Genomic DNA, 15,661 nt, shown 5'->3' on the forward strand with positions numbered 1-15,661 from the left:
GGGATATGTGATTCAACATAAAAATGCAAATATTTAAAATATTTCAGTTATTTTTTATAGAAAAAGCTTAATATAAATAAGAATAAAGAGGTAATGATGATAGATGGTCCAGAAGGGGTATCAAAAATTAATGATCCATAAAGGCCAATGATTATTCCTAAAATTCCAATGATTGTTGCCAATATAGCCATGTTTTCAGGAGATGTTGAAAAGCGTCTCGCTGTAACTGTGGGTAATATCAAAAGGGATGTTATAAGTGTGATGCCAATGAATTTTATGGAAACAGAGATCATCAGTGAGGTTATCATGATAAAGATTAATTTTATTTTTTCCGGTTGCATACCTTCTGCTTTTGCGAGTTCATAGTTTACGGTGGTTGCTAATAGGGGTTTCCATATTTTGAATAGTATCATAATATTCAAAAATCCTATTCCCCAGATAAGCAAGATATCAGTTGTGTTCACTGCCAGAATATCACCAAACAAGAAACTAGTTAGATCGGTATTTACCCATTTCATAAAAGATAATATGACAAGGGCAAGAGATATTGTTGAATGAGTAATAACCCCAAGAATAGCATCAGAAGATAAAGCTTCATTTTTTTGAATTTGTAGTAAAACGAGCGATGTTAAAGTGGCTATCATGAATATACATATGGTTAGTGGTAGTTGAAAGATCAGTGAAAGAGCTACGCCTAAGAGTGCTGAGTGTGCTATTGTATCCCCAAAATAGGCAATGCGTTGCCAGATAATAAAGCATCCAAGCGGTCCAGTAGAGAGAACTATGCCAATTCCAGAAAACAGGGCACGAATGAAGAATTCATTATACATTATGTGATTCCATTTGTTATGCCTTTCCGTTCGTTGGAAAGAGGATTGATATTACCGTTGTATTTTAGTGATCATGTTTGTGATTATGAATAGCTAATATTTCTGTTGCACGTGTTCCAAAGAGGCGGATGTATTCTGCGTTATCCTTGATGGTTTGAGGAGGGCCTTGATAACAAATACGATTATTTAGGCATATAACTGTATCTGTGGAGGCCATGACCATATGTAAATTATGGGATATGAGTAATATTCCGCAACCAGTAGATTGACGCACCGATGTTATCAATTCATATAAAGATAATTCTCCTGGAAAATCAATGCCTTGTAATGGCTCGTCTAAAACTAATAGATTAGGTTTGCGCAGTAATGCTTTTGCGAGAAGAGCCCGCTGGAATTCTCCTCCTGAAAGATCTTTTATATTTCTATTATATTTTCCTATTAGATTAACTCTATCTAATATTTGCAAAACATCATCTCGTGAAGAGGGCATGGAAAGTGTCATGAATCGCATCAAACTGAGAGGTAATGTATTTTCTATGGTGACTTTTTGTGGAACATATCCTACAATCAGTTGAGGATGGCGTTTTACGCTGCCTATAGTAGGCTTGATTATCCCCGTGATAAGCTTGGCAATTGTCGATTTTCCAGAACCATTGGGTCCTATTAGTGTTACTATTTCATTTGGTTTAATAGTGAAGTTAATGTCTTGTAAAATCTTATATCCGTTTTTATGAAAGCTGGTGTTAGACAAGCTGATCAAGGGCGTAATAGATAGGGCGTTAGACATGACCGGTTATGTTCCATCACATTTATTACGGGGAAAAGTATTCGGATATCGACAAAAAGTGGCAGCTTAATGAGGGTTCCGCATCGTGAAAAATTTTTTAATAATACTTATATTTCTTTTTTTTATATTGTCTAGTGTAGCTAGAGCAGGTTCTTTGCAAGTGGTTGTCTCTATTAAGCCTATTCATTCGATAGTATCTTGCATTATGCAAGGGATAGGTACTCCTGCTTTGCTTGTTAAAGGTGCCAGTTCGCCTCATGAGTATAGCTTACGTATATCAGAGGCGATGATGTTGGAGAATGCTGATATTATTTTTTGGCTCGGTGCAGAAATGGAATCTTTTTTAGTTAAGCCATTGCATTCTTTAAATAAACAATCCAACGTAGTTACTCTTTCGCATTCTCCTGATTTACATAGGATTCTATTGCGGGATAACCATTCCCACTTTCACGATAGTGAAGCAGATGATTTACATCTGTGGCTGAATCCTCTCAATGTTCAATATATCGCTCATGTTATTGCTATGGAACTTATTAAGAAGGATCCTCGTAATAAGATAATTTACGAGAAAAATGAAGAAGAATTTAAGAATCAGTTATCCCAATTGGATAAAGAACTACATAGTATATTGCAACCAGTCGAAAAAAAGAAAATCATAGTTTTCCATGAAGCATATCGGTATTTTGCATCTCACTATAATCTTAGTATTGTTACCTTTCCTATGTCTCATTCGGTTTTTATGGGTGCTGCATCTTTACGAAATATTAGAAGTAAAATTATTTCGGATAAAATTTCTTGTTTATTTTATGGTCCAGAATTTGATTCCAAGATAATAAGGTCTATAACAAATGATACTGGAGTTATGTCGGCAATTCTTGATCCAGAAGGAATGTTGATCGCAGAAGGACCTGAACTTTATTTCCAACTAATGAGGAGTATGTCTAATTCAATAGCTAAGAACTGTTCTTAGGATTCCGTGCTTACTTTTTGCCAAGGCCCATGAGGTTCCGATATTTTGTCTTTTCTATCGAAACCATGGGAACCAAAAAAGTCACGTTGCGCTTGTATTAAGTTGGCTGTTCCGCGATCATGTATAAAAGTATCAAAATAAGAAAGAGCTGCTGACAAACTTGGAACTGGATATCCATTTTCTGTGCAAGTGACTACGATGCGTCTTAATGAAGGTATTGTTTTTTTCACTTTTTCTGAAATGCTTGGAATATTGAGAAGATTGGTGCTACTAGGATCTTCTGTTAAACTTTTTACAATATCATTAAGAATTTGCGAGCGAATAATACATCCTGCACGCCAAATACGCGCTATTGTTGCAAGTGATAAACTCCAACTGTATTTTTCTGACGACTTTCCTATTACCCAAAATCCTTGTGTAAAGGAAAGGATGGTAGATGCATAGAGAGCATTTTCCAAATCTTTTACGAAACTATCAAAACATTTGAGAGGAAAATGGGAAGAGGGATTGAAAAACGACTGCATTTTCTTACTCTCGTCCCTATATAGAGAAAGGTTGCGAGCAAAAATTGCCGTTTCCGTAATTGTCATGGATGAAGATAATTTATGTCCTTCAATAATGGATCTGATACCTGTGCCTTTTTGAGATGCTTTGTCACAAATTACATCAATTATCGGCATGCCAGTTATAGTATCAGAGGACGATAGTATTTCAGCGGTGATTTTTATCAAATATGAACTGAGTTTTCCTGTATCCCATTTTGAAAAAAGATGACTGATTTCTAAGGGATTTTTATTAAGGCTATCCCTTAAAATCCCGTAAATATCCGCTATTAATTGCATATTTGCATATTCAATTCCGTTATGAATCATTTTGACAAAATGTCCTGATCCATCGGGTCCTAGCAAGGCGCAACAAGGGCTATTTTGATATTTTGCTGATATAGATAACAGAATATTTTCAACACGGTTATACGCTTTTTCATTCCCTCCTACCATGAGTGATGCTCCAGATCTTGCACCTTTTACGCCGCCTGACACTCCTATTCCGATAAAATAAATTCCCTTTTCGCTTAATTGTAAGGAGCGTATTTGCGTGTCGCAAAAATGAGAATTTCCTCCATCTAATAGAATATCTTCAGGAGATAATAGTGGTTTTAATTTATCTATTAATTGGTCGACAGGATCACCATCAGTTACCATCATAAGTATTTTGCGAGGTTTGCAAACTGCTTCTACCATTTGTTCAAGATTTTTGGTGACGATAACTTTTTGAGATAATCCAGATATTTTTTTAATAAAAACATCTGTTAATTCAAAATCTTTATTGTAGACGGCTAATCGAAAACCTTTGTCAAGAATATTTAAAGAAAGATTCGATCCCATAGAACCAAGGCCAATTATTCCAATATCTGCTTGTTTCATATGGATTTTTTCCTATTTTGTAAATGCTCGTCTTTGTCAAAAATATTGTAATTTTCTTCGCGTACATTGAGAAGATCAAATAGCCTACGCAAAGATCACCATAAAATATATTTACGGATGCAAGAACATATTTTTGATGCAATACAGACGTCAGAGACTCAAAAATTCTATTCCTGCACAAAAATTCTTTGCTCAAATAATTGAGAATGCTACTTAGACATTTCTTTCTCTGGGAGAGCTGCTCTACGTACTTCCTCATTGAGTGCTTTTGCACGTTTTCCAGTGTTTTCTTTAATACGTGCCGCTTTCCCGCGAAGATCTTGTAGATAATATAGCTTGGAACGACGGACTTTTCCGCGACGTATTACAGTAATATCTTGTATCATTGGGGAATATAGAGGAAACAAGCGATTCATACCTTCTCCATAACTAATTTTTCGCACAGTAAAATTCTTATTAATTCCGCGTCCAGAGCGTGCTATACATACTCCTTCATAAGCTTGAATTCGACTTTTATCACCTTCTGTAATAATTGTTTTAACACATAGAGTATCTCCTGGAGAGAATTTAGGTAGACTTCTCTTTGATTCTATTCGAACCATTTCTTCGTGGTCTAATTCATCAATTATATTCATTTATTTCCTCCATTAATTATCATGATATTTATCGAATTTATTTTCTAATACGCAATTTAGCATATTTATTTCTGTAAAATTATTGTGTATTGAGCGTACCTTTCTTTGAAAGAAGATCAGGTCTGTGTTTTTTTGTTAACGCAAAGGATTGTTCTTTGCGCCACTTCTTGATTCTTTCATGATCACCAGAGTTAAGGATAGGAGGTATTGCCAATCCTTCCCATATTTGTGGTCTAGTATACTGAGGGAATTCCAATAATCCGTTTTCAAAGCTTTCATGAATCGTTGATTGTTGATTGCCTAAAACTCCAGGGAGAAGGCGTACCACAGCGTCAAGTAAGATAAGGGCAGCAGGCTCTCCACCAGAGAGTATATAATCTCCTACAGAAATTTCTTCAAGATCACGTGCCTCAATAATACGTTCATCAATTCCTTCAAAACGTCCACATACGATAATGACGCCAAGTTTCTGCGAAAGCTGTCGTACGCGCTTTTGTGTTAAGGTTTTACCGCGAGGACTCATGAGTATTCGGGGAATATCTTCGTGCGTATATTGAGATACTGCGTGATCAATGGCTTTACCCAAGATATCTACTCTAAGTACCATACCTGCTCCACCACCTGCCGGAGTATCGTCTACGCTGTGGTGTCGATCCGTGGAAAAATTGCGTATTTGTATTGCATCCATTGACCATAAGTTGCATGCGAGTGCTTTCCCTGCTACGGATTTTTCCAAATGACCTGGAAACATTTCTGGATAAAGGGTGAGGATACTCGCATGAAAAGTCATGATTTTTTCCCAGCCGAGTCTAGCGGACAGTCGTATTGCGGATTTTTCATAGTCGTATTATTTAATCCTGCAGCAATAGGGTCAATTAATATTTTGTTTTCTTGTAAATTGACCTCCAGTACCGCAAATTTAGTAAAGGGTATCAAAAAGGTTTTCTCCATAGTATTTTTGATCTCAAGTATGGACCCGGCACCAAAATTATAAACTCCACACACTTGACCCCAGTACTTACCTTGGCGATCAAACGTTTCCATTTCTTCTAGATCAGTATTGAAGAATTCATCTTCTTCTAATTCTTCATCTTTGAAGTCTTGGCGTTTAGCATATAGTTTTAGATCACGGAGCTCGGACGCAGAATGGATATTATCAATTCCACTAAACGTAGCGATGAATCTCTTGTTTTTACGATACATCTTTAATATTCTGAGTTCTCGATTGTCATTTGAATACAAAACATAGCGATTTAAATCAATGGGATTATTTGCATATGAATCGATGTACACTTCGCCATTCAACCCGTGGGTAGTGCCAATGGTAGCCATGAGAACTAGTTTGTCAAGTTTGACCATGGCGTATACCGTATGCACACATTAAATCAAATTGGAGTTTCAAATATTCTAAAAATCTAAGCATTTATCTGAATTATAGTGTTAGAACACACTTACGTGGTAGCATGTTCATCTGCATTTTTCTTGGACGCAAGACGCTCTAGTGCTTTCTTTTTAGGTTGGGATTTTTTGGGATTATTTTGAGGGGAGCGTTTAATCAACCCTGCTTTATCCAAGAAAAAAAGAATACGATCTGTTGGCTGTGCACCCTTGCTCATCCAATGTTGAATGCGTTCAAAATTCATTGTGAATCTCAACGGATTTTCTTTTGGTAAAGTTGGATTCCAAGTTCCAAGTTTTTCGATGAATTTTCCATCACGTGGACTACGGGAGTTAGCAACCACAATGCGATAATGGTGACGACTTTTGGATCCTCCACAAGCAAGACGAATTTTCAATGTCATTAATAATTCTCCTTAGAATAATGAATTTTAATTTGGCGATAGCTTGAACTGCATGATTCTTACACACTGCCATTCCCAATACATAATTATCTTGAAATCATCAAGATCACAATACATTAGAGCGTTTAGTACAGGGATAATAGTTATAAATACGACTATATAAATATAAAACCATATCTTATGTAATTATTATAGGTATAAAAAATAATTATTTTGAAAAATTTTTTCCTCTTTTTCTAACAGAGGATAACAATCTACGATACATTATTTTGTTAGATTCAATCCTATTGTGCATGTGCGTGTTTCTTTTACTAAAAACCTTTTCTTGATAAGAAATAATGTTGATATGGAGTGGAGATAGATATTCCTGATTAATTGGTTAACGATTTAGAAGTCTGGGAATCTTCCATTTTTGCCAAATCCTATTTTACTTTTGAGTCTTCCCATTATTTGCTGAGTCAGTGCATTGCCACCAAGTCCTTGTGTAGAATGCATCATCTCTGCTACTTGACGATGTAATTTCAAAAGCTTGTTTATTTTTGCTGCATTAGTTCCTGATCCTGCGGCTATGCGTTTTTTGCGAGAATGCTTTATAATACTTGGGTTAGCACGCTCTTCTTTTGTCATAGATGCAATAATTGCAATATGATGATTAATGGTTTTGTCATCAAAGCTGGAAGGCATGATATTTTGTTTGAGAGAGGGCATTCCGGGTAACATGCGTAAAATAGAACCGATTCCTCCTATTTTTTGTGTTTGACGAAATTGTTCTGCTAGGTCTTCAAGGTCAAATTTCCCTTTGGCAATTTTTTTAGCTGTTAAAGCTGCCTGCTTTTCATTTAGATTGCGGGCAGCTTTTTCCACTAAAGATACTACATCGCCCATACCGAGGATTCTATTGGCAATTCTATCAGGGAAGAAGTTTTCTAAATCATTTATTTTTTCTCCTGTACCGATGGCTTTAATGGGTTTTCCTGTGACTGTGCGCATTGATAAGGCTGCCCCGCCACGACCATCACCATCCATGCGGGTGAGAATAATACCTGTTAAGTCTACTATTTTATCAAAATTACGTGCAAGATGAACAGCATCTTGTCCTGTTAGAGCGTCTGCTACAAGTAAAATTTCATGAGGATTGGTTAGTGATTTAATTTCACTTATTTCTTGCATGAGAGAATCATTGATATGATTACGCCCTGCTGTGTCTAAAATAACGGCATCATAACCACCATCGCGCGCACTTTGTGTGGCACGTATTGCTATTTTTTCAGGTGATTGTTCTGGGATAACTTCGAGAGTATCCACTTGAATTTGCTCTCCAAGATATCTCAATTGTTCCTGTGCGGCTGGACGGTGTACATCAAGAGAAGCCATCAAAATTTTTTTCTTTTTTAAAGTCTTTAGGTGGTAGGCAATTTTAGCAGTTGTTGTGGTTTTCCCAGATCCTTGTAGACCAACGAGCATGATAACAAGAGGAGAAGGAGCGTTGAGGTCTAATTCTATACTCTCCTTTCCGAGCACTTCAACTAGTTCATCATGGACAATTTTAATAACCATTTGTCCAGGTTGAATGCTTCTGAGAATTTTCTCTCCTTTTGCTTTCTCTTGGACTCTTTTACTGAAAGATTGCACCACTTCAAGTGATACATCTGCTTCCAAAAAAGTGCGGCGTATTTCTCGTAAAGTGTTAGAAATATCTGTTTCTGATAAACTTCCTTTTCCAGTAATATTTTGAAAAATGGATCCGAGGCGTTCTTGTAAATTATCAAACACTGCTTTTACCTTCTGAGAATAATTTATCTGGCTATAGATAGTTTAATAAATTTAACATATAAAAAGAGAGATTAAAGAGATTTTTTGCGAGTAAAAACACCAAATTATTTTGACAACGTTATACTCAACAATTTGCATATAATCCAGCGTCACTGATTAAGAAGTAAATCATTGAAAATTTTGTGAATCAAGTTTGAATGTATGACTTTGGTAATGCTTATACTCGCACTTGTGATGGTGGGAAAATAAGGAGGAAAAATGCAATCATCTATGGTAGATTTTGCAAAAATGGAAGGGATAGGGAATAAAATTCTTGTCATTGATATGCGGGGTTGTCACGATAATATAACCTCAGACGCAATTAATGCTCTATCCACGGACGATAATACCCATTTTGATCAAATTATGTTAATTCATGATTTTCAAGATGCATCTGTCGATGCCTTTATTCGTATTATAAACTGTGATGGATCCGAAGTGCAGTCTTGTGGGAATGGGATGCGTTGTGTTGTGCGATTTCTTACGTCTAGGATGAAGAGAAAGTCTTTCACTTTTGAAACCATACGAGGAATTTTAGTGGCTAAAGAAAATAGGGATGGATCGATCTCTGTTGATATGGGTGAGCCGATTTTGGATTGGAAGCTCATTCCTCTGGCACGATCATTTGATAAGATGGATAGGGATCGATTTCATATAGGTCCAGTTAATCACTTGTTTTTGCGGAATCCGTTTGTGGTTTCTATGGGGAATCCACATGCAATTTTTTTTGTAGAAGATGACTTATATCATTATGACCTTGCTAGTTTTGGAAATCTTTTAGCAAAGCATCCTATGTTTTCGGAAGGTGTTAATCTTTCTATAGCACGGGTTACTTCTTTAGAATCTCTTGATTTACGCACTTGGGAGCGTGGCGTAGGTTTAACTGCTGCCTGTGGATCAGCTGCTTGTGCTTCTGTTGTTGCGTCTGGATGTTTGCACAAGACAAATCGTGCGGTATCAGTTAAGATGTTGGGAGGAGGGCTTTTGATTGAGTGGCATGATAATAACCATGTTTTTATGACTGGAGAGGCGAAAAAAGAATGGGAGGGGAAACTGGATATTAAAACGGGGAAATGGATAAAGAAAAATGAGGATGATGAGGCATATTAATCCAATATTATTGGTTTTTATTTTTTCGCGCATCTAAGGTCATTTGTTGCAATTAATTATAAGATTGTGTTTGTTGCAATGGGAAACTTTTTTATGGATTTTTATTATTGTTCAAAGTTTCTACTTGCAACAGCGTAATGGTTTTTTGTCTATTTTAATTTAAATAGCTATAAGAAAATTCTTTTTCGGAGAACAGATTGAGTAATCAAAAAGTCGCATCGGAATCTTTATCTTGGATACGAAAACTAACTAAAGGATTTGCATCTACATCTTTAAAATTGAAGGAAGGGATTACGGATATTATATCAAGCAGACGACTTGATGATGGTGTTCGAGAAGAATTAGAAGATCTTCTAATTCGCTCTGATATAGGAGTAGCGGTTGCCCAGAAGATAGTGGAAGAATTGCTTACAAAGCGTTATGCTAAAGATGTGTCTGTTCAACGTGTGTTGTATGATGTCTCTGAGCTGATTCATAAGATGTTGATGCCACTTTCGAAGCCTTTTAATTGGGACTTTTCTCATAGACCACATGTTATTCTTGTTGTGGGAGTAAATGGCGTAGGGAAGACTACTGTTATTGGTAAATTATCGAAAAAAATGTCAGATGCTGGTTTAAAGGTAATGCTTGCGGCAGGAGATACTTTTCGTTCTGCAGCTATTGATCAATTGAAGATTTGGGCAGATCGTACATCTGCTGATTTTGTGTGTTCTGAAATTGGTTCTGATGCTGCAGCCCTTGCGTATGAGGCTTTCAAACAAGCGCAAGCGAAGAAAGTAGATGTCTTGATCATTGATACCGCAGGTCGTCTTCATAATAATTCTATACTTATGGCGGGTATTGGTAAGATGATTCGGGTATTAAAACGTTTAGATCCTCATGCTCCACATAGTGTATTACAAGTTTTAGACGCCACAACTGGGCAGAATGCTTTACGTCAAGTAGAAATGTTTCATGCTGTCGCAGGGACAACTGGGCTTATTATGACAAAGATGGATGGTACAGCGCGAGGAGGAGGGCTGATTCCTATTGTTGTGACACATAAAATTCCTGTTTATTTTTTAGGGGTAGGAGAGGGGATTAATGATCTTGAGCCTTTTGTAGCAAAGGATTTTTCTGCTGTTATTACCGGATGTTTAGATTATGGTGAGGAGAAGATATGAGTAGATCGCAATCACAAAGTAAAATCGTTTGTTTTTTATTAGAATTCAGTCCTGGGATTGCTTTTTGGTTGTGTAACTTTTATGGGGAAAAGCTGTTTTTTTATTTCCCCATGTTATCAAATTTAGGGGGGATTATCTTTGTTTCAACTCTGTTATTTATGGTGTTGACTGCTGTATCGTTAGGGATGTTTTGGTTTTTTTTTCGTGAATTTCGGGTCATTCCAGTAGTCTCTGGAGTATGCGTATTAGTATTTGGCAGTTTGACTGTTTGGTTGCGTGATGAATCTCTTATAAAAATGAAGCCCACATTCTTCTATTTTGTTTTTTCTGTTGTTTTATTTGTTGGCTATTTATCTGGAAAGAGTTTTGTCAGATTTTTTCTTTCTCAAGTAATATGTTTAGATTCAATAGGTTGGCGTAAGCTGACTCTTCGGTGGGCATTTTTTTTCTTGTTTTTATCTTTTTGCAATGAAATAGTGTGGCGTAATTTCTCTACAGAAACATGGATATTTTTTAAAGCAATAGGAATATTCCCTATCTTTTTAATATTTGGTATAGTGCAAATGAATCTCATTAATAAGCACACTATCCTTCCTGAAGAACGAAAGTAGATCGTCAACTGGTGCCACTTACGTGAATCGAACACGTGACCTCATCATTACGAATGATGCGCTCTACCTAACTGAGCTAAAGTGGCTTACCTGATGGTCAGAAATATATAAGTGCCAGTGCTTCACGCGTGGAATTGACTAACTCGCACAACACATTTTATTCTAAAGTTGTAGAAAAATCTATGATTGATAGATGATTTTTTTAAGTTATTTTGTTAGAATTGGTGGTTGATAGAAGTTAGATTGATTCCTTTAGAGGATATGCTTATTGGACTTATTATCGGTTGTAAGAGTATCTAAGAGATCTTTTGTTATTAAAGTATTTTAAATTCACGTTCTGTAGCTATTGAGATAACCTTTCCATTATTTTAACAGATATAAGTTTTTTGAGGATAACCGAGAATAATATACGGTAAAATGCGTAGAAGGCTTTCTTTCGGTGCTCTTACTGGTTATGAGGAGTGCCGTGAGATATGATTTGTCTTGTATGTGGGGGTACATTCTGTCTGTAATTAAGAGTGCATATTTGAACTGCGGTTAAGAGGTGATGTCGTGCAGGAGCATTGTCGAGAAAGATAAGAAATGTACATTCTTGGGTTGTTGTTTGCGCATAGAGTAACTTAGAGTTTTGAACTGTAGAGGTTGCGGTGAGATTTTTTTTTGTAGTTCTTATGTGTTTTGTTGTCTTGGAAGTATATTGTGGTACAGGAACCTTTGCCCGTAACCGCATCAGGATAGCAGGATCTTCGACATTATTTCCTTATTCCAAGATTATTGCCGAGAATTTCAGCGAATATTTTCCTGAATTTAAGACGCCTTTTGTGGAGTCTGGGGGTTCTAGTGTTGGTCTAAAAGAATTTTGCAGGGGTATTGGCGATGATACTATTGATATTGTCAACTCTTCCCGAAAAATAACTCAGAATGAATTAGATGAGTGTAAGAAGCATGGTGTTTCTGATATTCAAGAAGTGACGATAGGGCATGACGGTATATTGCTGGTAAGCGATAGAGATATGGTAAGTGTTTCTTTGACTGTCGAGGATCTTTACAAGGCATTGGCTTCTTATTTAATCGTCGATGATAAAGTTGTGTTCAATCCATTGAAAAAGTGGTCAGAGATCAGACCTGATTTTCCTGAAGTTCGCATCGCCATTTATGTTCCAAGTGGGAAGCATGGGACTCGAGAAGTTTTGGAAAAAAAAGTCTTGCAAGAGGGTTGTGTGAGATCTAGAAATTTTTCGAAAATGCGTGATATGTTTAAATATAATGTTCAGCAATTGAGTGTGGCATGTACATCTGTTCGACAAGACGGAATTGCTATTGAAGTAGATGGAGATTATACTGAAACTTTAGCAAGGATAGAAGTAAATAAAGATGTTTTTGGTTTCGTCGGTTTATCTTTTTATAAAAACAATGCTGATGTTTTAAAACTTGTGCCAATTGATGGGATTGTGCCTTCCATGGGTACAATTGTATCTGGGTTATACCCTATTTCGCGTCCGCTTTTATTTTATGTGAAGAGACAGCATTTCAATAGTGTCCTTGGACTTAGGGAATATGTTTCTTTTAGTGTGTCAGATGAAATGATGGCTCCTGATTCTCAGCTTTTTCAATATGGTTTAATCCCTATTTCTAATGAAGAACGGAAGTCTGTTCGAGATTCTATTGCAGTTGGAAAGAGCGGTTAGGAAGAGTAGTTCTGGAACAAACTTGTTTAGTAGTTATGTGAGTTGCTTTACCTAGGAAGGATGGTTGCTCTTGTTATCCGGTTTTAGTATAATCTTTTTAGGTCTTGTATCCTATTTTTTAGGATGTTTGCGTGCAAGATTTCTATCCAAGAAAAATGCCATTCGTCTTTATTCCAAAGAAAGTTATTATGGTGTTTATGTGGCTCTTTACTCAATTATACCATATATTTTCATTTTTCTTCTGTGGTTTTTATTTTCTCCGTATATCATTGATTTTCAAGTTAGTAATAGTTTTTCCCACTACCTGAATAGTTTGGCAGAAGGTGATAGACAATTTTCCTATAGTATCCTGCATAAAATTGTTGACTCATTGTCTTCTCTTGATCCTGATACGAAATTCAAAATACAAAAAGGTGATGGGGATATATCCGATTTGTTAAGATATCAGAATGTAATCTCAGGATATGTTCCAAGTCCTTGGATTATTGAAGCGGCGTTTTATCAAGAAATTTTATCACGCAAAAGTCGGATTTTGATGAATGTATGCATGTTCTTATTTTCTTTTCTGGGATGCTCTTATGCTATTTTGCGCATTAAGCCAAGTTTTTGTGCGCGTAGTGCAGTGGAGAAATTTATTGTTTTTTTATTGCGAAACAGTTTGCTTCTCTCTATTGTAATATCGTTTGGTATAATAATCTCTCTTTTTGCTAATACTTTTAAATTTTTTAGCATAATTTCGGCAACAGATTTTTTCTTTGGAATTGTTTGGGATCCTCGTTTCCCCGCTCTTGGTTCGAGTAATGTTATGGGGCAGTTTGGTCTCATTCCTTTGCTGATAGGGACTTTCTACATTGGATTTATAGCCATGTTGTTTTCTGTGCCGATTGGTTTGCTAATTGCTATTTATATGGCAGAATATGCTCCTAAGAAGTTGCGTGCTGTCATTAAGCCTATTACCGAAATGTTGGTTGGTATTCCAACAATTGTTTATGGTTTTTTTGCGTTGTCTTTGGTGGGACCGTTTTTGCGAGATATCTCGATATATATGAATGGTTTAATTACAGGGAATTACAAAAGTTTTATTGAAGCGCAGAGTGTTTTAACAGCTGGTTTAGTAATGGGTATTATGCTTATTCCATACGTATCATCTCTATCAGAAGATGTTATTTCATCGATTCCTCGTTCTTTAAGAGATGGTTCTCTGGGATTAGGGGCGACACGTTCAGAAACTATGAAATATGTTATTTTCCCAGCAGCATTTCCTGGTATTGCGGGGGCTATTTTGATGACTGCATCACGTACCATCGGAGAAACAATGATTGTGGTCTTGGCCGCTGGTGTTGCTGCTCGTCTTCAATTTAATCCTTTCGAATCAATGACCACTATAACTGTTAAGATTATGAATCAATTGACAGGTGATCTTGATTTTTCTTCTCCTCAGACACTAGTGGCTTTTGCATTGGGATTAACTTTATTTTGCATCACATTTTTTCTTAATATCTATGCTATGTATATCATGAAAAAATATCAGAGAAAGTACGAATGAAATCGTTTTCTATCAATAAAAAGAACTTAAAATATCGTTACATTTCTGAATGGTTATTCCGTTTTTATTGCGTAGTAGCTGTTTTGGTGGTTTTTGTGTTTTTGATTCTGTTGTTATCTTCAATTGTTTCGAAGGGCATAGGTGCCTTGTGGCAAACTCATATTTCTTTGCCAATAGAATTCTCGGAAACAATTGTTGACCCCCAGAAAAAGCGTTTTATGGATCCTGCTATCTTGTTAAGGGCAGACTACAATCTATTGGTTCGAAAAGCTTTAGCGCGTAAATTGAGTATTTCTGATTCTAATCATGCGTTATTAAGGCAAGCGAGTCAGATGTTATCTACTACAGCTCGTTATCATCTCCGTAAGACTTTAATGACAGATCCATCATTGATAGGCAAGACAGTAGAAGTATCATTATTGGCTAGTGCTAATATTGATTCTGCTTTGAAAGGATATCTTTATTCGCCTGCAAATGTACACAGGATGTCTGATTACCAGTGGAAGTGGTTTCAAAAATTAGATTCAGATGGTGCTTTATTTTTGGATTTTAATTATGGTTTTTTTATAAATGGTGCTTCTAGTCGACCAGAAGTAGCGGGTATTGGGGTGGCGGTCGTTGGATCTTTATATATGATGTTGATCGTTATAGGGCTATCCTTTCCTTTGGGTATTGCTTCTGCTATATATCTAGAAGAGTTTTCACATAAAGGTTTTTTTTCTAGTTTTGTACAGGCTAATATCAATAATCTAGCATCTGTTCCTTCTATCGTATATGGTATTCTTGGTTCAGCTGTGTTGATTAATTTTTTTAAAATGCCACGTTCAACAGCACTTGTGGGTGGTTTGATTTTAGCTTTGATGACATTGCCTAGTATTATTATTGCTACAGGTGTGGCATTGAGGACAGTTCCTTCATCTATTCGATCTGCTGCATTAGGATTAGGGGCGTCTAAGGTTCAAACTGTTTTTCATCATGTTTTGCCATTAGCAATGCCTGCTATTTTGACGGGGTCGACTGTTAGCTTAGCGCGTGCATTAGGGGAAACAGCACCGCTTTTATTTGTAGGAATGGTTGCTTTTGTAACAGATTATCCAGTAGGTGTTACAGATATTGCTACAGCATTCCCAGTGCAAATTTATTTGTGGGCAGCTGATGCAGAAAGACCGTTTGTTGAAAGGACATTTGGCGCTATATTGCTTTTATTGATTTTTCTAGCAGTTATTAATACAGCTATGTTATGGTTGAGGAATCGCTTTAAAAAGCGTTGGTAATGGGGATTA

General features: G+C 36.4%; 15 protein-coding genes and 1 tRNA gene. 7 read left to right on the forward strand and 9 right to left on the reverse strand.

What is annotated here, in order from left to right; all coding sequences use genetic code 11:
- Positions 1 to 47: 47 nt before the first annotated feature.
- A complete protein-coding gene (locus CD16_RS02450; RefSeq protein WP_015452442.1) occupies positions 48 to 830 on the reverse strand; it encodes a metal ABC transporter permease in 783 nt (260 codons plus the stop codon).
- Between the two features lie 64 nt (positions 831 to 894).
- The gene (locus CD16_RS02455) at positions 895 to 1,617 is read right to left on the reverse strand and encodes an ATP-binding cassette domain-containing protein (protein WP_015452443.1); all 723 of its coding nucleotides are present in this window, start codon (positions 1,615 to 1,617) and stop codon (positions 895 to 897) included.
- An 85-nt stretch (positions 1,618 to 1,702) separates the two neighbouring features.
- Between CD16_RS02455 and CD16_RS02460 the strand changes: the two genes are divergently transcribed.
- Positions 1,703 to 2,587 (forward strand): zinc ABC transporter substrate-binding protein, encoded by an 885-nt coding sequence (locus CD16_RS02460; protein ID WP_015452444.1) that lies wholly within the window; start codon positions 1,703 to 1,705, stop codon positions 2,585 to 2,587.
- On the opposite strand, the gene gndA is transcribed toward CD16_RS02460, so the two are convergent.
- From gndA to ffh, 6 genes are all read right to left on the reverse strand, one after another.
- Positions 2,584 to 4,011: an NADP-dependent phosphogluconate dehydrogenase gene (gndA, locus tag CD16_RS02465; protein ID WP_015452445.1), complete on the reverse strand. Its 1,428-nt coding sequence runs from the start codon at positions 4,009 to 4,011 to the stop codon at positions 2,584 to 2,586. The two genes, CD16_RS02460 and gndA, sit on opposite strands and share 4 nt — an antisense overlap.
- Before the next feature lie 209 nt (positions 4,012 to 4,220).
- Positions 4,221 to 4,646 (reverse strand): 50S ribosomal protein L19, encoded by a 426-nt coding sequence (gene rplS / locus CD16_RS02470; protein ID WP_015452446.1) that lies wholly within the window; start codon positions 4,644 to 4,646, stop codon positions 4,221 to 4,223.
- 79 nt (positions 4,647 to 4,725) lie between these two features.
- Positions 4,726 to 5,436, reverse strand: coding sequence for a tRNA (guanosine(37)-N1)-methyltransferase TrmD (gene trmD, locus CD16_RS02475; RefSeq protein WP_015452447.1), 711 nt, complete (start codon positions 5,434 to 5,436; stop codon positions 4,726 to 4,728).
- Complete coding sequence (rimM, locus tag CD16_RS02480) at positions 5,433 to 6,005, reverse strand: ribosome maturation factor RimM (RefSeq protein ID WP_015452448.1); 573 nt, start codon at positions 6,003 to 6,005, stop codon at positions 5,433 to 5,435. Before rimM ends, trmD begins: the two co-directional genes overlap by 4 nt.
- Before the next feature lie 92 nt (positions 6,006 to 6,097).
- Positions 6,098 to 6,448: a 30S ribosomal protein S16 gene (gene rpsP, locus CD16_RS02485; protein ID WP_015452449.1), complete on the reverse strand. Its 351-nt coding sequence runs from the start codon at positions 6,446 to 6,448 to the stop codon at positions 6,098 to 6,100.
- Positions 6,449 to 6,835: 387 nt separating this feature from the next.
- Positions 6,836 to 8,221 carry a signal recognition particle protein gene (gene ffh / locus CD16_RS02490; RefSeq protein WP_015452450.1) on the reverse strand — a complete coding sequence of 462 codons (1,386 nt, stop codon included), beginning with the start codon at positions 8,219 to 8,221 and terminating at the stop codon, positions 6,836 to 6,838.
- 258 nt (positions 8,222 to 8,479) lie between these two features.
- Between ffh and dapF the strand changes: the two genes are divergently transcribed.
- The 3 genes from dapF to CD16_RS02505 all read left to right on the forward strand — a co-directional run bounded on the left by dapF (position 8,480) and on the right by CD16_RS02505 (position 11,144).
- Positions 8,480 to 9,370: a diaminopimelate epimerase gene (dapF, locus tag CD16_RS02495; protein ID WP_015452451.1), complete on the forward strand. Its 891-nt coding sequence runs from the start codon at positions 8,480 to 8,482 to the stop codon at positions 9,368 to 9,370.
- Between the two features lie 197 nt (positions 9,371 to 9,567).
- Complete coding sequence (gene ftsY, locus CD16_RS02500) at positions 9,568 to 10,533, forward strand: signal recognition particle-docking protein FtsY (RefSeq protein WP_015452452.1); 966 nt, start codon at positions 9,568 to 9,570, stop codon at positions 10,531 to 10,533.
- The gene (locus CD16_RS02505; protein WP_015452453.1) at positions 10,530 to 11,144 is read left to right on the forward strand and encodes an inner membrane-spanning protein YciB; all 615 of its coding nucleotides are present in this window, start codon (positions 10,530 to 10,532) and stop codon (positions 11,142 to 11,144) included. Before ftsY ends, CD16_RS02505 begins: the two co-directional genes overlap by 4 nt.
- 9 nt (positions 11,145 to 11,153) lie before the next feature.
- Here CD16_RS02505 and CD16_RS02510 read toward each other — a convergent pair.
- Positions 11,154 to 11,230, reverse strand: a tRNA-Thr gene (locus CD16_RS02510).
- Positions 11,231 to 11,791: 561 nt separating this feature from the next.
- On the opposite strand from CD16_RS02510, the gene CD16_RS02515 reads away from it, so the two are divergent.
- From CD16_RS02515 to pstA, 3 genes are all read left to right on the forward strand, one after another.
- Entirely contained in the window at positions 11,792 to 12,832 is a 1,041-nt protein-coding gene (locus CD16_RS02515) for a substrate-binding domain-containing protein (protein ID WP_015452454.1), read from the forward strand.
- 64 nt (positions 12,833 to 12,896) lie between these two features.
- Complete coding sequence (pstC, locus tag CD16_RS02520; protein ID WP_015452455.1) at positions 12,897 to 14,378, forward strand: phosphate ABC transporter permease subunit PstC; 1,482 nt, start codon at positions 12,897 to 12,899, stop codon at positions 14,376 to 14,378.
- Complete coding sequence (pstA, locus tag CD16_RS02525) at positions 14,375 to 15,652, forward strand: phosphate ABC transporter permease PstA (RefSeq protein WP_015452456.1); 1,278 nt, start codon at positions 14,375 to 14,377, stop codon at positions 15,650 to 15,652. Before pstC ends, pstA begins: the two co-directional genes overlap by 4 nt.
- The last annotated feature ends 9 nt before the right edge of the window (positions 15,653 to 15,661 follow it).

The organism is Candidatus Liberibacter asiaticus, assembly GCF_000590865.3.
Taxonomy (GTDB): Bacteria; Pseudomonadota; Alphaproteobacteria; order Rhizobiales; family Rhizobiaceae; genus Liberibacter; species Liberibacter asiaticus.